The sequence below is a fragment of the Cohnella hongkongensis genome (genome assembly GCF_042654645.1).
Classification (GTDB): Bacteria; Bacillota; Bacilli; order Paenibacillales; family Paenibacillaceae; genus Cohnella; species Cohnella hongkongensis.
In genome coordinates, this window is the sequence record NZ_JBHSEP010000007.1 from 1 (window position 1) to 18,052 (window position 18,052).

The 18,052-nt window shown below is 57.8% G+C and carries 16 protein-coding genes; 9 read left to right on the forward strand and 7 right to left on the reverse strand.

Going from position 1 to position 18,052, the window contains the following annotated elements:
* Nucleotides 1-186: 186 nt before the first annotated feature.
* The gene (locus tag ACFO3S_RS11200) at nt 187-888 is read left to right on the forward strand and encodes a 5'-methylthioadenosine/adenosylhomocysteine nucleosidase (RefSeq protein ID WP_378095438.1); all 702 of its coding nucleotides are present in this window, start codon (nt 187-189) and stop codon (nt 886-888) included.
* Between the two features lie 70 nt (nt 889-958).
* On the opposite strand, the gene ACFO3S_RS11205 is transcribed toward ACFO3S_RS11200, so the two are convergent.
* Nucleotides 959-2,068 carry an acetoin utilization protein AcuC gene (locus ACFO3S_RS11205; RefSeq protein ID WP_378096054.1) on the reverse strand — a complete coding sequence of 370 codons (1,110 nt, stop codon included), beginning with the start codon at nt 2,066-2,068 and terminating at the stop codon, nt 959-961.
* On the opposite strand from ACFO3S_RS11205, the gene ACFO3S_RS11210 reads away from it, so the two are divergent.
* Nucleotides 2,015-2,137, forward strand: a complete 123-nt coding sequence (locus ACFO3S_RS11210) for a hypothetical protein (RefSeq protein ID WP_378095440.1) — start codon at nt 2,015-2,017, stop codon at nt 2,135-2,137. The genes ACFO3S_RS11205 and ACFO3S_RS11210 overlap by 54 nt on opposite strands.
* A gap of 33 nt (nt 2,138-2,170) precedes the next feature.
* On the opposite strand, the gene ACFO3S_RS11215 is transcribed toward ACFO3S_RS11210, so the two are convergent.
* Nucleotides 2,171-2,803: a GNAT family N-acetyltransferase gene (locus tag ACFO3S_RS11215; protein ID WP_378095442.1), complete on the reverse strand. Its 633-nt coding sequence runs from the start codon at nt 2,801-2,803 to the stop codon at nt 2,171-2,173.
* 243 nt (nt 2,804-3,046) lie between these two features.
* Between ACFO3S_RS11215 and acsA the strand changes: the two genes are divergently transcribed.
* On the forward strand, nt 3,047-4,771 hold the full coding sequence (gene acsA / locus ACFO3S_RS11220) for an acetate--CoA ligase (RefSeq protein ID WP_378095444.1): 1,725 nt from the start codon (nt 3,047-3,049) through the stop codon (nt 4,769-4,771).
* A gap of 87 nt (nt 4,772-4,858) precedes the next feature.
* On the opposite strand, the gene ACFO3S_RS11225 is transcribed toward acsA, so the two are convergent.
* From ACFO3S_RS11225 to rpsD, 3 genes are all read right to left on the reverse strand, one after another.
* Nucleotides 4,859-7,972: a transglycosylase domain-containing protein gene (locus ACFO3S_RS11225; protein WP_378095446.1), complete on the reverse strand. Its 3,114-nt coding sequence runs from the start codon at nt 7,970-7,972 to the stop codon at nt 4,859-4,861.
* Nucleotides 7,973-8,251: 279 nt separating this feature from the next.
* Complete coding sequence (locus ACFO3S_RS11230) at nt 8,252-8,755, reverse strand: ferritin (RefSeq protein WP_378096057.1); 504 nt, start codon at nt 8,753-8,755, stop codon at nt 8,252-8,254.
* A gap of 197 nt (nt 8,756-8,952) precedes the next feature.
* Complete coding sequence (gene rpsD, locus ACFO3S_RS11235) at nt 8,953-9,552, reverse strand: 30S ribosomal protein S4 (protein ID WP_378095449.1); 600 nt, start codon at nt 9,550-9,552, stop codon at nt 8,953-8,955.
* A gap of 369 nt (nt 9,553-9,921) precedes the next feature.
* Here rpsD and ACFO3S_RS11240 point away from each other — a divergent pair, with 369 nt between their 5' ends.
* From ACFO3S_RS11240 to ACFO3S_RS11260, 5 genes are all read left to right on the forward strand, one after another.
* Nucleotides 9,922-11,901, forward strand: a complete 1,980-nt coding sequence (locus tag ACFO3S_RS11240; RefSeq protein ID WP_378095451.1) for a sensor domain-containing diguanylate cyclase — start codon at nt 9,922-9,924, stop codon at nt 11,899-11,901.
* Between the two features lie 350 nt (nt 11,902-12,251).
* A complete protein-coding gene (locus tag ACFO3S_RS11245) occupies nt 12,252-12,974 on the forward strand; it encodes a hypothetical protein (protein ID WP_378095453.1) in 723 nt (240 codons plus the stop codon).
* Nucleotides 12,975-13,028: 54 nt separating this feature from the next.
* A complete protein-coding gene (locus ACFO3S_RS11250) occupies nt 13,029-14,147 on the forward strand; it encodes an aminopeptidase (protein ID WP_378095455.1) in 1,119 nt (372 codons plus the stop codon).
* 81 nt (nt 14,148-14,228) lie between these two features.
* Nucleotides 14,229-14,468 (forward strand): HPr family phosphocarrier protein, encoded by a 240-nt coding sequence (locus ACFO3S_RS11255; protein WP_378095458.1) that lies wholly within the window; start codon nt 14,229-14,231, stop codon nt 14,466-14,468.
* Between the two features lie 277 nt (nt 14,469-14,745).
* Nucleotides 14,746-15,036: an Fpa/YlaN family protein gene (locus ACFO3S_RS11260; RefSeq protein WP_378095460.1), complete on the forward strand. Its 291-nt coding sequence runs from the start codon at nt 14,746-14,748 to the stop codon at nt 15,034-15,036.
* A 141-nt stretch (nt 15,037-15,177) separates the two neighbouring features.
* Here the strand turns inward: ACFO3S_RS11260 and cax are convergent, their stop codons facing one another.
* Nucleotides 15,178-16,236, reverse strand: a complete 1,059-nt coding sequence (gene cax, locus ACFO3S_RS11265) for a calcium/proton exchanger (protein ID WP_378096060.1) — start codon at nt 16,234-16,236, stop codon at nt 15,178-15,180.
* A 183-nt stretch (nt 16,237-16,419) separates the two neighbouring features.
* Here cax and ACFO3S_RS11270 point away from each other — a divergent pair, with 183 nt between their 5' ends.
* Complete coding sequence (locus ACFO3S_RS11270) at nt 16,420-16,797, forward strand: Asp23/Gls24 family envelope stress response protein (protein WP_378095463.1); 378 nt, start codon at nt 16,420-16,422, stop codon at nt 16,795-16,797.
* 56 nt (nt 16,798-16,853) lie between these two features.
* Here the strand turns inward: ACFO3S_RS11270 and ftsW are convergent, their stop codons facing one another.
* A complete protein-coding gene (gene ftsW, locus ACFO3S_RS11275) occupies nt 16,854-18,050 on the reverse strand; it encodes a putative lipid II flippase FtsW (RefSeq protein ID WP_378095466.1) in 1,197 nt (398 codons plus the stop codon).
* Between the last annotated feature and the right edge of the window lie 2 nt (nt 18,051-18,052).

The window sequence follows — 18,052 nt, forward strand, 5'->3', positions numbered from 1 at the left end:
CCCTTTAAGGGGCAAGCCCGAGACCGCTCGCGGTTGGCAGACTTTCAGGGCGCCTTCTTAGGCGCTTGCTAGTACCATGCCCTTATAGGGCTGATGGAAGCCACCGGCTAAGCCGGTGGTTATGACTATGGGCGCAAGCCGTTCCGGGCTTGCGGCAATTCTCGCCGAAGAAAGGAAGAGATCGGGATGACATTCGATACGATCGGGATTATCGGAGCGATGCAGGAAGAGATCGAGCTGCTGCTCGCGCATATGGAAGACAAGCAAACGGAGAGCCGCGCGGGCATCTCGTACCATCGCGGCGTTTTTCACGGCAAGAAGGTCGTATTGACCCGCTCGGGCGTCGGGAAGGTGAACGCGGCGGTCTGCACGCAAATTTTGATCGACAGGTTCGGAGCGGACGCGGTTCTCTTCACCGGAGTGGCCGGAGCGGTCGATCCGCAGCTGGACATCGGGGATATCGTCATCTCCTCCAGCAGCCTGCAGCACGACGTCGACGTGACCGCGCTCGGGTTCCCGCGGGGGACGATTCCGTACCAGGACGTCTCGGAGTATCGGGCCGACGAGCGGCTGATCGCTTTGGCCGAAGAAGCCGGCCGCAAGGCGTATCCAGGTCGCTGCAAAGTCGGGAAAATAGTGTCCGGCGATCAATTCGTGGCCGACAGGGCGAAGGTTCAGTCGCTGTACGAGCAATTCGGCGGCGCCTGCACGGAGATGGAGGGAGCCTCGGTCGCGCAGGTGTGCTTCATGAACGATATTCCCCACGTCATCATCCGTTCGATGTCCGATAAGGCGGACGGTTCGGCGCAGGTGAATTTTGCCGAGTTCACGGTGGAGGCGTCCAACCGCTCCTACGCGATCGTCGAAGAAATCGTCAAGTCTTTATGAGGAAGAGGGCCGTGCCTTCGGCAAGAGATGTCTCCGGGAGGAGACCACTTGCCGAAGGGCACGGCCTTTTTTATCCGATATGCTGCAGCGCGATTTCGAGATTTTTTTGGTTTTTCTCGGTAATTTCCGCTCTCCGCGGCATCGGCGTCCAGAGGCCTACATCGTCCAGCCAAGTCGAAGGCAGCGGGTAATCCGGCTTGCGGCTAACGGGGACGCTGGGCCAGCCCTTCGGCAGCAGGCCGCCGTCCGCCTGGGCGTCGATCGAAGCCAGCAGCGGGTGGTCGTTCATCACCAGCCAGAGCAGGCTCCACGCCCGCGGCACCACTCTCCAATGATCGTATCCGCCGCCTCCGAGAGCGACCCATCTGCCGTCCGCGTACCGGTCCGCCAGACTGCGGATCATTTTCGGCATTTCCCGGTAAATTCGCATGCTGCAGTGAATATGGGCGAGAGGGTCGAAGGCGTGGGCGTCGCACCCGTGCTGGCTGACGATCAGATCCGGCCGGAAGGCGCGGGCGGCGCTTTCGATCGCGCGGCCGAAGCATTCCAGCCAGGAATCGTCCTCCGTATACGGCTCCATGGAGACGTTCAGACAGGCCCCGTAGCCGGAAGAGTCGCCTCGTTCATGGGGAAAGCCGCTTCCGGGAAACAGAAACTTGCCGGTCTCGTGGATCGACAGCGTGAACACGTCGGGATCGGTGTAAAAGAACCACTGAACTCCGTCACCGTGGTGGACGTCGGTGTCGATGTACAGCACGCGTCCCGAATAGTTCTCGCGCACATGGGCAATTGCCGCGGCCGCGTCGTTGTAGATGCAGAAGCCGGAGGCCCGGTCGGGGAACGCATGGTGCAGGCCGCCCGCCATGTGCAGCGCCCGGGTCGTCCGGCCCGCCATGACCGCATCGGCGGCCGCCATGGAACCTGCCGCCAGCTCTACGGCCGCCTGGTGCATATCGGGGAAGAAGGGCGTGTCTCCGTCCGTCTCCAGTCCGTAGCGCGCGGCTTGGCTAAGCGCTTTCATATCCGGCGTGCCGGCCCCAAGCGCCAGTACGGCCTCGACGTAGTCGGCCCGGTGGATGTCCCGGATTTTTCGTTCGGCCTCCTCCGCAGGGAAGGGGGAAATCGCTTGGCTGTCGTTCAGAGCGCCGCTCTCCCGCAGCAGATTTTCGGTCAGCGCCAGGCGGAGCGGGTGAAAAGGATGGTCGTCGGAAAATCGATACTTCCGGTAAGCTTGATTGTCAATCCATAACGTATTGGAAGCCAGAGGAGGTCGCCTGCCTTTCTAATACATGAAACGTTGTCTGAACCGAACGCGGTCGAACTGCTCGACGGACGACAGCGGAACGTCCTTGCCGATTCGGACCATCAGACAGTTCGCGGGATGCGCGCAAATCTCCGGATCGTCGGTGGCAAACCAGACCATGCCGACCGATTTCATGAGCCGCTCCATCATCTCCCGGTACTCCCAGACGTTCAGGCCGCTGGATTCCAGATCCCAGTGCCAATAATATTCGGTCGTGAACACGATCATATTGTCCAGTTGTCCGCCTTCGAAGGCGGCGGAGATCATCGCTTTGCCGAGCCCGAAGTTCCGGTAGTCGTCGGCGACTTCGATCGCTCCCAGCTCGACGAGATCTTCCATGCCGCCATCGGACCAGCGCTCCATCTCGTCGGGATAATGGAAGGTGACGTACCCGACGATGACGTCCCCGTCCCGGGCGGCGATAATTCTGCCTTCCGGCAGTTCCGCGATCTCGACCAGCGCGACATGCTGCTCCGCCGGCCTGCGGAAGGCGTCCAGCTTCGGGTGCATCGTCAGCCTCCGGAGCTCTTCCGGCGCAACGGGACCTTCCACGATCAGGGAGCGGCCGTGACGTTCGATCGTGCGGCGGACGTATTTTTTAATATGCTCCATGCCGTTCCCCCTTGTAAACGGTGTTACAGCTTTGTTTATTATAGCATATTCCGCTTCGGTGACGAGCCTCGCGTACGGGGAACGCGCAGGAATAATGCCCCCTTAAAGCGCGAATTTGTCCTTGCCCACTATACAGAGCTTAGTGGCGCTGTGTTATAATGGCTGTGATAGAGGGTTAGCCTCAAGTTTATGAAAGCGCATTCTCTAATGGGTGCCCGGAATTCAATGGGAAGGTGATGGAGTGTGACATTGCAATCGGACGAAAAACTGGCCGTTACGGCGAAAGTGTCCAACATGGCTTCTTATGAAGAGGCGGTCAAAGGCTTTAACTGGGCTGACGTCGAGAAGCACTTTACGTGGTCGTCGACCGGCAAGGTGAACATGGCGCACGAGGCGATCGACCGTCATGTGGCCGAAGGCCGCGGCAGCAAGGTCGCGCTGCATTACAGCGACAACCATCGCGAGGAAAGCTATACTTTCGAGGAAATGTCGAAGCAGTCCAACCGTTTCGCCAACGTGCTTCGCGGGCTGGGAGTGGGCAAGGGCGACCGCGTATTTATTTTTATGCCGCGGACTCCGGAGCTGTACTTCAGCCTGCTCGGAACGATTAAAGTCGGAGCCGTCGTCGGTCCGCTGTTCGAAGCGTTCATGGAGACCGCCGTTCGGGACCGTCTGCAGGATAGCGGAGCGGTCGCTTTAATTACGACGCCTGCGCTGTTGTCCCGGGTGCCTCGGGCGGAGCTGCCCGAGCTGAAGCATGTTCTCGTATTCGGGGATTCCGTAGAAGAAGGGAACGGCATTATCGATTTCCGCAAAGCGATGGCAGGCGCCTCAGACGACGCGGAGGTCACCTTCCTGGATCGGGAGGACGGCCTGATTCTTCATTACACTTCCGGATCTACGGGCAAGCCCAAGGGCGTATTTCACGTTCAGAACGCCATGGTGCAGCACTATCATACCGGCCGCATCGTACTGGATTTGCGCGAGGACGACGTCTACTGGTGCACGGCCGATCCCGGCTGGGTAACGGGAACGTCTTACGGCGTGTTTGCCCCTTGGCTGAACGGTGTGACGAACGTCGTGCGCGGCGGACGCTTCAGCCCGCAGGATTGGTACGCCACAATCGAGAAGTACAAGGTGACGGTATGGTACAGCGCGCCAACCGCTTTCCGCATGCTGATGGGGGCCGGAGACGATGCCGTCAAGTCGTTTGATCTGTCGTGCCTGCGTCACGTGCTGAGCGTAGGCGAGCCGCTTAATCCGGAAGTCGTTCGCTGGGGCAACCGGGTCTACGGCCAGCGCATTCACGATACTTGGTGGATGACGGAGACCGGCGGGCAGTTGATTTGCAACTACCCGAGCATGGAGATTAAGCCGGGGTCGATGGGCAAGCCGATTCCAGGCGTACAGGCGGCTATTATCGACGATCAGGGCAGCGAGCTGCCGCCGTTCCGGATGGGCAATCTGGCGATCAAGACGCCGTGGCCGTCCATGATGCGCAAAATTTGGAACAATCCGACGAAGTATCAAGAGTATTTCCATATACCGGGCTGGTACGTGTCCGGAGATTCGGCCTATAAGGACGACGAAGGCTATTTCTGGTTCCAGGGACGGATCGACGACGTCATTAATACGTCCGGAGAGCGGGTCGGCCCGTTCGAAGTCGAGAGCAAGCTGGTCGAGCATCCGGCCGTCGCCGAAGCGGGAGTCATCGGCAAGCCCGATCCGCTTCGCGGCGAGATCATTAAGGCGTTCATCTCGCTGCGGGAGGGCTACGAGCCGTCCGACGAGCTGAAGGCGGACATCGCCAAGTTCGTCAAGGAAGGTTTGTCCGCTCACGCCTCTCCGCGCGAGATCGAATTCAAGGACAAACTGCCGAAAACGCGCAGCGGCAAAATTATGCGCAGGGTGCTGAAAGCCTGGGAGCTGAACTTGCCGACAGGCGATTTGTCTACGATCGAGGATTAAGGCGCTGCTAACGAGTCAAACAACAGAGGGTGCATTCGCCGTCCGGAAAAGGACGGCGAATGCACCCTCTGTTTCGTTAACCTTTCGTTAGCCTCCGGCTCTCACTTCGACGGAGGCGGTAGGCGTCGATTCCCCGGAGGGGCTGACGGCCGTAATCCGATACCGGCCTGTCGGCTCAGGCGTAATGTATTCGAAGGAAGTCGAGTCGGTCGTACCCAGCAGCTTGTATTTGTCGTTGTCGGCGCTGTGCCAAATCTGATACTGAGTCACGCCCTCCTCCGCCGGATTGGCGTTCCAGGAGAGGATGACGCCGATCTCCGTCGCCCGGGCGTTTAAGCCGCTTGGCGCGGACGGCGCGCCTCCGCCTCCGCCGCTCGGAATTTCCGGAGGGACTTCGGAGCCCGGGTCCTCGATGACCTGCCCGGGGGCGGCCGGTCCTCCCGGCAGCGTGGGATCGACGATGTCGACGCCGCCGGTCGCCACGATCTCGCTTGGCGCCGATTCCTTGCCGGCCACGTCTACAGCGGTCACGTAATATCTGTAGGACTGAGATAAGCTGATGTAATTGACGAATTTCAAATCCTCGCCGGCCGGCAAGGAAGCTTCGACTTTCTGGAAGGCGCCTCCGTTCAGCGACCGGTAAAGACGATAGCCGGCCACGTCCGCCTCCGGCGACGCGCTGAGCGTAATTCTCGCCAAGTTGTCCAGCGTCTCTACCATGACGTTGCGCGGAGGACTCGGCACGGCTCCGTCCTCGACCCTCGGATCGATTTTGGAAGGCGCGCTCTGGGCTGCGTCCTTCGGCAAGTAATAGGAGAGCGGCCTGCGGCTTTGGGCCGACACCTGGCCGAGCTTCGCCTGCAGCTCCTCGATCAGCGTATCCAGAGGCGCCTCCCGGACGATCATGACCGACTCGCGCAGCAGATCCTCCGGCGTGCCTTCTTGCGGCAAGTAGTTAACGCCGTTGTACGAAATATATTTGACCTTGACCAGAGCGTCGTCGGATTCCGTAGGAATAAACTTGCGGTTAAAAATATCGGTGACCAGCTTCCCGGCCTGCCGGGTCAAATCCGTCGGCAGCTTGCCGCTGACGCTCGATACGGTCATCGAGACGATGTCCTTCGGCTTCTCGAACGACGAGGTCGGGAACAGCTCCGGCTTCGCCTCGGTCACTTCGTTCATAATTTTGGCCCAGATCGACCGCGCTCTTCCGTGGCTGTTCGAGGAAAGCGTATGAATCACTTTCTCGTGTCCGACCCACACGCCGAGCGTAATGTCCGGGGTGTAGCCTTCGAACCAGACGTCGCTGTAGTTTTGCGTCGTCCCGGTTTTGCCGACGATCGGGATATTCTTGTAGTTTTTGAACTGCGACATGAGCGTGGTGGCCGTGCCGTTCGTCACGACCGTCCGCAGCATATCGGTCATCAGGTAAGCCGATTGCTCCGAGACGACCCTCTTCGGCTCCAGTTCGTGCTTATGAACGATCTGATTGTTCGCGTCGCGGATTTCCTCGATGAGATACGCATCGTTGAATACGCCTTTGTTCGCGATCGCGGCGTAAGCGTTCGTGAGCTCCTCGACGGACGTGCCGTACTTCAGCCCGCCGATGACGCCCGTCTGGGCTTCGTTGTCTTCCTCGACCAGCGTAGTGATGCCGAGAGAGCGGACGAATTCCCACGAGTCCTGAATGCCGACCTTCTCCAGGAAGATTTTCAGCGCCGGAATATTATAAGAGCTGTTTAACGCTTGGCGCGCCGTAACAAGGCCGGAATACCGGTTGTTGGAGTTTTTCGGAATATGGTAGCCGCCTCCGCCGTTTTTCAGAATGATCGGCGAGTCGTCCAGGACGCTGGCCGGCTGGATCAGCCCTTTGTCGATAGCGGGCAGGTAAGCGGCGACCGGCTTCATGGCCGAGCCCGGCTGCCGGACCATCTGGGTCGCGAAGTTCATCTGCTCGATGTGGAAATCGCGTCCCTCGATCATGCCGAGAATCGCTCCCGTCTTATGATCGATCATGACGGCGGCGACTTGCTCGACGCCCTTCGTCGGATGATCGGGGGCGAAGTTCTCCGGATCTTCCGCGATATCGTGCATCAGGTTGTATACTTTTTTGTCGATGGTCGTTTTGACTCTGTAGCCGCCCCGCAGAAGCTGCGCGCGAGCTTCTTCGATCAGTCCCGAATTTTCTTTTTTCTTCAGATCCTCGCGAGTCAGATCGGGGTTTTGCTTTAATACGAGCAGCTCGGCCGCCTGCCGCTCGACTTCGAGCATCAAATAAGGATAAGTATTGTACGCTTTCTCCGTCGGCTTCGCCAGAGACTTGTAGAGATCGAAAGCGAGCGCTTCCTCGTACTGGGCTTTCGTAATCTTGTTCTCCTCGAGCATGCGGCTCAGGACGAGCTTCTGCCGCTTGACGGCGCGATCGAAGTTCTTCTGGTTGAACTCGCCCTTGCCGTTAAAGGCGGAGTGGAGGGAAGGGAGCTGCGGCACTCCCGCCAGATAAGCCGCCTGGGCGATGTTCAGCTGATCCAGCCTGTCGATGCCGAAGATGCCCTTGGACGCCGCCTTGATGCCGAATACCTGATAGCCGTTGGAGCCGTTGCCGTAAGGCACCTTGTTCAAGTACGCCGTCAAAATTTCTTCTTTGGTTAAATACCGCTCCAGACGAAGCGAGAGGAAAATCTCCTTCGCCTTGCGGCTGGACGTCTGATCCAGCGTGAGGAACACCCAGCGGGCAAGCTGCTGGGTAATCGTGCTTCCGCCGGTTTGGACGCTTTCGTTCAGCAGCTGCTGCTTTACCGCGCGCAGCAATCCGTTCGTATCCACTCCGGGATGGGTGAAGAAGTTTTTATCTTCGATCGAGACGACCGCGTCGATGATGATTTGCGGAATTTGGTCGTAGGTGACCGGCCGGCGGTCTTCTTCCGTGCGCATCTGTCCGATCGGAGTTCCGTCGTTAAAGTACACGAATCCCGTAATCGCGTTCTCGTTAATTTTCTGCTCTATGAATGCGCGATCCCGGATCGGTTCTTCGTGAACGAGGGACGCCACGAAGCCGGCCACCGCTCCGGCGCCGACCAGTCCGGCCAAAATGCCGAACAGAATAAGCCAGAGTACGGTGAACCCCGCGATTTTTCCTGCCGTCTTGAAGCCTTCTCCCTTGCGTTCTGGCTCCGAAGGGGGTTGTTTTGTCGTCGTCATTCTTTGAAATCCTCCTTCAACAAACAGAACTATTATAGCATACATAACCATAGTTTGCCTTCATGGAACAATGGCGGCCGGAACGCGCTGAAGGCGCCCCCTCTGTCCGCCGCGCACGAAGGGGGAGGCGCGGATCGGATCGGCCCCGCCTTCGCTGCTTGCTGTAAGGGTTATACGCAGCAAGCGGGCCGAGGTTGTGTTTTTCCCGACAAAAAAAGGACATCCCGTCGTCATCCGAAGATGAGCGACGGGACGTCCCTCGAACGGCCGTCAGGAGGCTTAGAGCGCGGGCGGGGTGAACGTCCGCGCGGCGAACTCCGCGTCCATCATGAAGAAGGCGTTGCTGTCCTTGTCGATTCGCTTCAGCTTGTTGATGATCGAGTCGAACATCGCTTCCTCCTCGACCTGTTCGTCGATAAACCATTTGAGAAACTGAATCGTCGCGTGCTCGCGGTCGTTCATGGCCAGATCGGACAAGTGGTAGATGCGGCGGGTTACTTCCTGCTCATGCTCGTACGCATGCTCGTAAGCGTCGAGCACCGACGCATATTCGTTGTTCGGAGTGTCCATCCCGGACAACGTCACGCGGATGCCGCGGTCGTTTAAGTATTTGTAGATTTTCATCGCGTGGAACTTCTCTTCCTCCGCCTGCACGGTGAAAAAGTTGGCGAAGCCGTCCAGGCTTTCGCCGGAGCAGTAGGCCGCGATCGCCAAGTAGACGTGAGCGGAATAGAGCTCGTAATTGAGTTGGTCGTTCAGGGCTTTGCTTAACGTTTCGTTTATCATCTCGCGACTCACTCCTTATGGATTCTGCAGATTCTACCCGAATTGTACCATAAAGCGTCGAGTCCTCCTATTCGCTGCTTTAACTTCTCGCGCAGCGCTTCAGGAGAGGGGGGCGATCCGTTCCGTCAATCGAAAGAAAAGCCCCTCGCTTCCTTGTTGGGGAAGACGAGGGGCTTTGGGGTTCTGGAGGACGATTAACGGCTGTAGAACTCGACGATTTGCTTAACGTCGATCTCTTGGGACAGCTCGCCGCGATCCGGAAGACGAGCGTACTTGCCTTCCATAGCGTTGGCGTTGTAGTCCAGGTAGCCAGGAATATGATGGCGACCTTCCAGAGCTTCTTTGATCGATTTCAGGGAGCGGCTGCGCTCGCGAAGACCGATCACATCGCCGACTTGCACCGTATAGGAAGCGATGTCGACCTTCTTGCCGTTCACCGTCACGTGGCCGTGGGAGACCAGCTGACGGGAACCGTAGCGGGAGTTCGCCCAGCCGAGACGGTACACGAGGTTGTCGAGACGGCTTTCCAGCAGGATCAGGAAGTTATCGCCGGCGATCCCTTGCTGCTTCGACGCGCGGTCGAACAGGTTGCGGAACTGCTTCTCGTTCAGCCCGTACATATGGCGAAGCTTTTGTTTCTCTTGCAGCTGCATTCCGTATCCGCTGATTTTGCGGCGTTGGTTGTTGCCGTGCTGTCCCGGAGGGAATGCGCGCTTCAATTCCTTGCCCGATCCGCTCAGGGAGATTCCAAGGCGGCGACTTAACTTGAACTTAGGACCTGTATATCTTGCCATGTGTGAGAAAGCTCCTTTTTCAAAAAGAAATGGTTTTGAAAACGGGTTTCGTTGCGCGGATTGTCCTGAACCGGCAGGTCCGGTTCCAGCAGGGAAGTTCAGCCGCTGCCCGCTGGTGGATCGTCCGAGAGGGTGCCACAAGATCTAAGCCCAGTATTCAACAAGATATATTATAAGAAGTTGCAGGGATTTGTCAAGAAACATTCAATCCCCCCAATTATTTTGGAGCGGAGATTCGTACAGGGCGCCGTAAAGAAAGCGCTTAAAAAAATAAGCCTGAAGACTATGGACTTCTATGAAGCTAGTGCAAAATTCACAGATTCATTGTATATTAAAAAAAAGGGGACATCGGGGATGGAGGTGTCGGGCATGGTTCGCAAGCGGAAATTGCAGCAGCATCACGAATCGCAAGACAATAAGGACAATCCATCCCGCACCCGTCAATGGTTACCGAATTGGCTGCAGAAGCAGGAGCTCACAGAGGCGGATTTGCCTTACGTTCATGATCTGCTGAGGAGAGGCTTCGCAGAGTGGCTGGAGGAGGTCGAAGGCTTTCCCTGGCTCGGAGGGCCGATGGCGCTGCTTCACCCGGACGGAACGAACGTCGTCGGGAACGAAGCCGAGGAGGAGTCGGACGCCGAGTTTCCGTCCTGGAGCGAGGAAGAGATCGGACCGACGGCGGCCAGCAGGGCGCTGGACACTTGTCGTCCGACGCTGATGCGGGCGGAGGAGCATCGACTGGCCAGACTTAAGGAATACGATTCGATCGCCGTGCCGATCTTTACGAGAACGACCGGCTTTCCATGCGCGGTAGTCGCCTGCCTGCTTCCGGCGGGCTCGGCACAGGCCGGCGATCTCAAGCTGCTGCAGGCGGCCGCGCTTCATATCCGCAGCTGTATTTACCGGGATTTCGAGAACTTGTTCGTCGGAGACCTGCTGAGAGAGCGCAAGCTGTCCACGAAGGAGGAGGCGCGCCGAAACATTCTGTTCGGCGTCATGAGACGGCTGAACGACCATATCGATGTGGAGAACGTCCTAACCGAAGTGCTGGACAGCCTGGAGGAGCTGTATCCGATCTGCAAGGCGGATTTGTTCCTGTCGCAAGACTATGCCAGTCCCAACGAGAAGGTCCGCCCTCTGGCCTTCCATCTGAACGATATGGATTTATGCAGAGCCGCGTTCCTGGACGGAAAGATTCGGGAGGAGCTTTCGGCCGAACGCCATCGCATCGCCATACCGCTGTCCGGCAAGCAAGGCGTCTACGGCGTGCTCAGGCTCGATATGCCGGGCAGCCGGTTCGACGAGGCGGACATCAGCTTCCTGACGATGCTGGCGGGCGCCGCGGGCGCGGCTTTCGAGAAGGCCAGGCTTCACGAACAGGCCAACGTTCTCGTCGGGGAGCTGCGCCTGATCAACGAGCTTACGCAGCGGCTGAACAGCAGCCTGAAGCTTTCGGAGACGATGCAGTTCGCCTCGGCCGAGCTGCTCAAAATATTCAAATCGGATTATTGCTGCATTCTTCAATTCGACACCGGGCTTCAGCAGTTCGTCGTCATGTCCGCCAACGTGGCGGACATGATCGGGGAGACCTATTCGAAGGAATACGGCTTCTGCGGGGTGATGTGGACGACGAAGGAGCCGATTATTTTGTCCGATTACTGCTCGGCGACTCCCGTCAAGTCCAAGTTCATGGACTTGACGGATTCGCGTTCACTGCTCGCCGCTCCCCTGCTGCTTAACGGGGAGGCGATCGGGGCCGTCATGATCGCCAAGCGCGAGCCCAACCATTTCTCCTACGACAATTACAAGCTGCTGCAGGTGCTGTCGGCCCATCTGGGGCTGGCGATCTCGAACGCTACGCTGCATGCCGAGGTGCGCCGAATGGTCATTACCGACAAGCTGACCGGCTTGTACGCGCGTCATTATCTCAACGAGAGAATCGGCCGCAAGCAGCTGAGAGACCCCTCGGGCTCGCTGATTGTGGTGGATATCGATCATTTTAAAAAGGTGAACGACACTTACGGCCACCAGGTCGGGGACGATATTCTCATCCAGGTGAGCCACATCATACGAACGTCGATCCGCGACAGCGACATCGCCGCCCGCTGGGGCGGAGAGGAGCTCGCCATCTACTTGCCGCTGCTTAACCTGGAGCAGACGCAGCGCGTGGCGGAGCGGATTCGGGAGCGCGTCGAAGCCGAGACGAGCCCGCAGGTGACCGTATCGTGCGGAATCTCGGAATGGCGGCTGCAGGACGCCAAGATCAGCGTCGAGACGCTGTTCTACAAGGCGGATATGGCGCTGTACGAGGCCAAGCACAGAGGACGCAACTGCATCGTCGTCGGCTGACGCGCGATCTTACACGATGAGTCCAGAGGCTGGCTCAAACGTGGTTTTTACTGCGGTAGATCGGCCGGTTTTTCGGAGGGATAAGCGCGAGTGAGGGGTTACATGGCCCCATAACTCGCGCTTTTTGGTTCGTGATTCAGAAAGTAAATTACCAAGGAATGGCTTCTTTTCGTTTGCAGAAACGAGAACGGGCTGTCCCTTAATCCTGTTGGGACGGCCCCAGACGCTGGCGTGACGCTCGTACGGGGCGCGGCGCTCGAGCCGCTCTCCCGCTCGCACCTTCCTTATTCGGGGCGGCGTGCATAGACCCGGCGAATGGGGAAACGATACGAAGCGAAAGGAGGATCGGAATGAAGCGAGCAAAGAAATTATGCGCGATGCTGGGGGGAGCGGGATGGCTTCTTCTGGCGGCAGCCGGCTGCGTCGGTCCGGATGCCCGCATGCCGGCGGACAAGGCGTTCGCCTTATCGGCTTCCGCGCTTTCCGGAACAGACAGCTACGGATTCGCCGGGGAGCTTGCCCTGTACAATCCGAAGGGGAGGATGGAGACGAAGGCGGCTTTCGAGGGAGAGGTCAACCGTCACGGCAGCATGAAGCTGAATTGGACGACATCGGACAAGCCGGAGGGCGAGGCGGAAGGGACGGAGGGCTCCGCCCCGAGCTACCGACCGCTCAGCCTGCTCAAGGCGCTGGGCAGCCGCTCCGCCGCGATCGAGTACGCCGACCCGCCGTCGCCGGGAGTGCCCGTCCGCATCCGGATTCGTCTGGACGAGGAGACGGCGAAACGGCGGATCGCAGACGCTCTTCGGGAGGAGATGGACGAGGTTCGAGCGGATCGGACGCTGTACGGCACAGATCCGGAGCGGGCCCGCCGCAAGCTAGAGGAGGCGAACCGCAAGCTTGAAGCCGCGCTGGCTACGCTGAAGGTCGACACGGTCGTGCTTTGGACGGCGAATTCGAAAAGCTGGTTTCCCATCCGGATGGAGGAGGAGACGGAGCTGTCTTACGCGTGGGAAGGAAAAGCTTACAGCGAGAAACGGATGTCGGAAACGAATTTCCTTGTCAAAGCTTAAGGTGATACAATTAAGCAGGAAATCAAGGGATGGAAAGAAAGGGGCAGTTAGCAAATGAGAGATCCGCGAATCCGGCAGTTGGCCGCTAACCTGGCGGGCTATTCGGTCAACGTGCAGCCGGGCGAAAACGTGCTGATCGAAATGATCGGTTCCGAACGGGAGCTGCTTAAGAGCCTGATCGAAGAGGTGGCCAGGCTGGGCGGCAATCCGTTCGTCGAAATCGAGGACCGTTCGGTGCTGCGCACGCTGCTGCTGCATGCGACCGACGAGCAGCTGGAGACGTGGGCGGCTTACGACCTGGAGCGAATGAAGCGCATGGACGCCTATATCGGCATTCGGGCGGGCGATAATGCGAACGAGCTGGCCGACGTGCCGTCCGACCGAATGAAAGCCTACGACCGTCTCCACCGTCATCCGGTACATATGGAGCAGCGGGTCAAAAAGACGAAATGGGTCATTTTGCGCTACCCGAACAGCGCGATGGCGCAGTCGGCCAACATGAGCACGGAGGCGTTCGAGGATTTTTATTTTAACGTCTGCAACCTCGATTACGCGAAGATGGATCGCGCCATGGATCCGCTTCAGAAGCTGATGGCCCGTACGGATCAGGTCCGCATCGTCGGTCCGGGCACCGATCTGGTTTTCTCGATTAAGGGCATCGGCGCGCAGAAATGCTCCGGAGAACGCAATATTCCAGACGGCGAGGTCTACTCGTGTCCGGTTCGCAACTCCGTGAACGGCACGATCTCGTACAATACGCCGAGCGTATATAACGGCTTCACCTACGAGAACGTCAAGTTCACGTTCGAGAACGGCAAAATCGTCGAAGCGACGGCGAACGACACCGAGCGGATCAACGCGCTTCTGGACAGCGACGACGGCGCCCGCCATATCGGCGAGTTCAGCCTCGGCTTTAACCCTTACATCCTTCATCCGATGAAGGACACGCTGTTCGACGAGAAGATCGCCGGCAGTCTGCACTTTACCCCGGGGCAAGCTTACGAGGTGACCGACAACGGCAATCGGTCGTCCATTCACTGGGATCTCGTGCTCATCCAGCGTCCCGAGTACGGCGGAGGGGAAGTGTACTTCGACGACGTGCTGATCCGCAAGGACGGTCTCTTCGTCCATCCCGAACTGGAGAGACTGAATCCGGATTTCTTGAAATCATGATTTTTTTCCCTTGCGTGAAATTGGGGGAACAAGTTATGATGTGGGAGAGATCGATACGCCTAAAATTTAGGAGGGAATCCTATGTCGAACAATGCGGCCATTGTAGAGTTGTCCCAAACCGCAAACAAGTTCCGTTCTTCTATCGTGCTTCAGGCAGATAACAAGTACATCGATGTAAAGAGCATTCTCGGATTGTTTACTACGCTTGTAGGCAATCTTTCTTATGAGCTCCACGTGCACGGGCCGGACGCCGAGGAAGCGAAGAAAGAGCTCGGCGCCGTTTTCGCCAAGCACGGCTTGAACGTCAAGGTCGTGGAATAATCGTTATGATGAATTGAGCTTCATGGAACTGTTCTTTCGGGCCGCTTTCACGGGGACCTGAAGAACGGTTCTTTTATTTTGTCCGCTTCCGCGAGGAAAAGGCCTCCCGGCTTCATGTTTCCTGCCGGAAAGTTTCGGGAATACGGTCACCTGTCCTTGTGCTTCCGGGCATTATGGTCTAATATAAAAGTGATAGCTGGAAATACGGCAGCAGACGTCTCGTCGTTACGACGGCTGATGGCTTAGATTTGGGAGTAAGGGCACAGGGGGAGTGGGAATGGCAGCATCGGATACCCTAGTCGATCTTCACGAGAAAGCGCTCAGGCTGCTTCAGGAAGACGCCGATAAAATCGAGAAGTTGATCGCGATCCAGATGGAAAACCTGACGACTCGTAAATGCCCGCTATACGAAGAAGTGCTGGACACCCAGATGTACGGCTTCTCACGGGCGGTTGATTTCGCGGTTCGGACTGGACTGGTTGACGAGGGCGCTGGCAAGCTGCTGATCAGTCAATTGGAACGAAATCTGGCGATTCTATACGAAGCGTTGGAAAAGAAAGAAGAGTAGCACCCTGACAGGGCAGGGCTGCTGCTCTTCTTTTTTCGGTCATTCAGCAAGTATAAAATCCTTTTTCTGAATCCCCTCCGACAAAAACGCGATTCTGCGTCCAGAGGACGCCGAAGGCGTTTAGGCTTGGTTCCGGTGGCCTCAGACGAAGAAAAACGAGACCCCGAGAATAACGTAGACGAACAGCAGCAGCATGCCTTCGAACCAGGTCGTCGATCCGTCCCGGGAGATGGAGATCGCAATGAAGACGGCGACGGCGATGGCGGCCAGCTCGATCGTCGTGAAGATCAGGTTCATGCCTCCGCCGAACAGAAGGCTGATAAAGACGAGGGCCGGGGCGACGAATAGCGCGATCTGCAAGCTGCTGCCGACGGCGATTTCGACGGCGGCCCCCATCTTGTTCTTCAGGGCGAGCAAGACGGCCGCGCTGTGCTCCGCCGCATTGCCGACGATGGCCACGACGAAAGCTCCGATGAACAATTCGGACAGTCCGAAGCGGGCCGAGAACGAGTCCAGCGTATGGACGAGCCATTCGCTAATAAAGGCGACCATGACGGTGGCGGCCACGAGCAGGACGACCGACAGCGTCTTGGACCAGCCCGGACCTTCGCCGTGATCGGCTTGCGTGTCCTCCTTTTCAGCCAGCAGATCCTTATGCGTCACCATCGAGTAGATGAGCCAGCCGATGTAGGCGACAATCAGGAAGGCGGCCACAATCTCGCTTATTTTCAACGTGTTCTCGACGGAAATGTGCTCGGTTTTGACGAAGATGGCGGGGATGAACAGCGCAATGACGCTCAGCAGCATCAGCGAAGAGTTCTGCCCGGCCAGATGGACGTTGAATTTCTGTTCCTTGAACTTGAATCCGCCGACCAGCGCGCTTGCGCCGAGAACCAGGAGCAGATTGCCGATAATGGCGCCGGTTAAGCTCGCTTTAACGATCTCGAACATGCCTTCCTTGATGAGGAAGATGGCGATGATCAGCTCCGCGGCGTTGCCGAACGTGGCGTTCAGGAAACCGCCGAGCCGCTGGCCCGCATAGTGGGCGACGGATTCCGTCGCTTTGCCGAGCAGGCCCGCCGCGAACAATATCGCAATGCCGGCCAAGGCGAATTGAAGCTCCGTTCCCCAATGCATATAGTGGGAAAGGGCGCTTAGGAGAAACGTGACGACCAGGAGCGGGTAAAACAATTTTTTCAGCAAGCGGACATCATCTCCAAGGCAAATTTTAAAGAGATCTCTTATGGCATTCCTTACTATACCCAATTTCTGTATGCCGTTAATCGGAAGTTTAGAATAAAGGCGGGGGACCTTCGCTGCGGTTGATTATGGTGTGGTCTTCCATTACAATGGAAGCATAACAGGTCGGGGAGAGTGGCCGCTATGACGGAAGAACTTCAACAGGGTACTATACGGATTTCCGATGACGTCGTTGCCACGATTGCAGGCTTGGCGGCGTTGGAGACACCGGGAATCGCCGCGATGTCGGGCGGCATATCGGAAGGGTTGGCCAAGAGGCTGAGCGGTCGCAACGCCCAGAAGGGCGTATCCGTCGAAGTCGGCCAGGTCGAAGCGGCCATCGACTTGCGTATCGTGGTCCAGTACGGCATTCCGATTCAGGAGGTCGGACGGAGACTGCAGGAGAACGTGCGGGAAGCCGTTCAGAACATGACGGGCTTAAACGTGGTCGAAGTGAACGTCAAGGTCGAAGGCGTAGCCTTCAAAGACGAGGAAACCGAAGAGGCTAACCGGGTGAAGTAACAGATCCGGGAACAGAAGAAAGGGATGTCCGCCAAGCGGACATCCCTTTCTTCTGTTTAACGATAGGCTTTATTGCGAACCGGAGGCGGCGCCGTCTGAGCCGGCCTCTCTACGCGATTGTACTCTCTCGAGACGCTGAGCAGGATGCCCATGCCGGCCATCAGCGTGAGCATCGACGAGCCGCCATAGCTAATAAACGGCAGCGTCACCCCGGTAATCGGAATCGCTCCGCTGACGCCCCCCATATTGATGAGGGCCTGGATGGCGATCAGTGACACCAGACCGACCCCGATCAGCGTGCCGTATACGTCGGGGCATCGCAGCGAGACGATCAGAGCTCTCCATAAGAAAAGCACGTAAAACAATATGAAAATCGTCGTTCCGATAAAGCCGAGCTCTTCTCCGATGACCGCGAAAATAAAGTCGTTGTAGGCATAAGGGAGATAGAACAGCTTCTGGATGCTGTTGCCGAGCCCGGCTCCCGTCAGTCCGCCGTGCCCGAACGCCTGCAGCGAGCGGGTCAGATGATAGCCGCTTCCTTGCGGATCCGCCAACGGATCCAGGAAGGCGGTGAAGCGGTCTCCGCGGAAGCCGAAGCCCGCATCCGGATTCAGCAGCAGATAAAAGCTGGTCCCGAGTCCGGCCAAGCCGATCAGGACGGCGGAGGAGAGCAATATATGCTTCAGATTCGAGCCGCCGGCGACGACGATCGCCGACGCGCACATGACGAGGATCGCGCACGAGCCGAAATCGGGCTGGAGCATGATCAGGAAAGCGAAGAAGCCGACGACGATCATGACGGGCAGAAGCCCTTTTTTAAAATCGCGGAACTTCTCGTCCTTTTTCGCGATGATCGCCGCCAAATACAGGATGATGGCCAGCTTCGCGAATTCGGTCGGCTGAACGCCGAAGGAGCCGACGCCGAGCCAGCTTGTCGCGCCGTTTCTCGTCTCTCCGATGATCGGAACGAGGGCAAGAAGGATCAGGGTGCCGATGAAAAACAGCAGAAACAGCTTTTTGTATTTCTGATAATGGATGTTCATCAGTACGAGCATGACAAACGTGCCTAACCCGACCCACATCAATTGACGCTTCAGGAAGTAGAGAGCGTCATTGTTGTAGTCGGGCTTGGTGACCGCCATGCTTGAGCTGGCGCTGAATACCATGACCAGTCCGAATCCTACGAGCAGAAGCGTCAGAATCAGCAACAGAAAATCTGGCGCGCCGCGCTGGCCGCTCACCGGAGATTTCATCC

Excerpts from the sequence above, each read along its gene's own strand:
- ACFO3S_RS11245 (WP_378095453.1), top strand. The coding sequence starts at position 12,252 with ATGAAGCGAGCAAAGAAATTATGCGCGATGCTGGGGGGAGCGGGATGG.
- ACFO3S_RS11215 (WP_378095442.1), bottom strand. The coding sequence starts at position 2,803 with ATGGAGCATATTAAAAAATACGTCCGCCGCACGATCGAACGTCACGGC.
- ACFO3S_RS11240 (WP_378095451.1), top strand. The coding sequence starts at position 9,922 with ATGGTTCGCAAGCGGAAATTGCAGCAGCATCACGAATCGCAAGACAAT.
- ACFO3S_RS11200 (WP_378095438.1), top strand. The coding sequence starts at position 187 with ATGACATTCGATACGATCGGGATTATCGGAGCGATGCAGGAAGAGATC.
- ACFO3S_RS11255 (WP_378095458.1), top strand. The coding sequence starts at position 14,229 with ATGTCGAACAATGCGGCCATTGTAGAGTTGTCCCAAACCGCAAACAAG.
- ACFO3S_RS11260 (WP_378095460.1), top strand. The coding sequence starts at position 14,746 with ATGGCAGCATCGGATACCCTAGTCGATCTTCACGAGAAAGCGCTCAGG.
- ACFO3S_RS11270 (WP_378095463.1), top strand. The coding sequence starts at position 16,420 with ATGACGGAAGAACTTCAACAGGGTACTATACGGATTTCCGATGACGTC.
- ftsW (WP_378095466.1), bottom strand. The coding sequence starts at position 18,050 with ATGAAATCTCCGGTGAGCGGCCAGCGCGGCGCGCCAGATTTTCTGTTG.
- ACFO3S_RS11250 (WP_378095455.1), top strand. The coding sequence starts at position 13,029 with ATGAGAGATCCGCGAATCCGGCAGTTGGCCGCTAACCTGGCGGGCTAT.
- ACFO3S_RS11225 (WP_378095446.1), bottom strand. The coding sequence starts at position 7,972 with ATGACGACGACAAAACAACCCCCTTCGGAGCCAGAACGCAAGGGAGAA.
- rpsD (WP_378095449.1), bottom strand. The coding sequence starts at position 9,552 with ATGGCAAGATATACAGGTCCTAAGTTCAAGTTAAGTCGCCGCCTTGGA.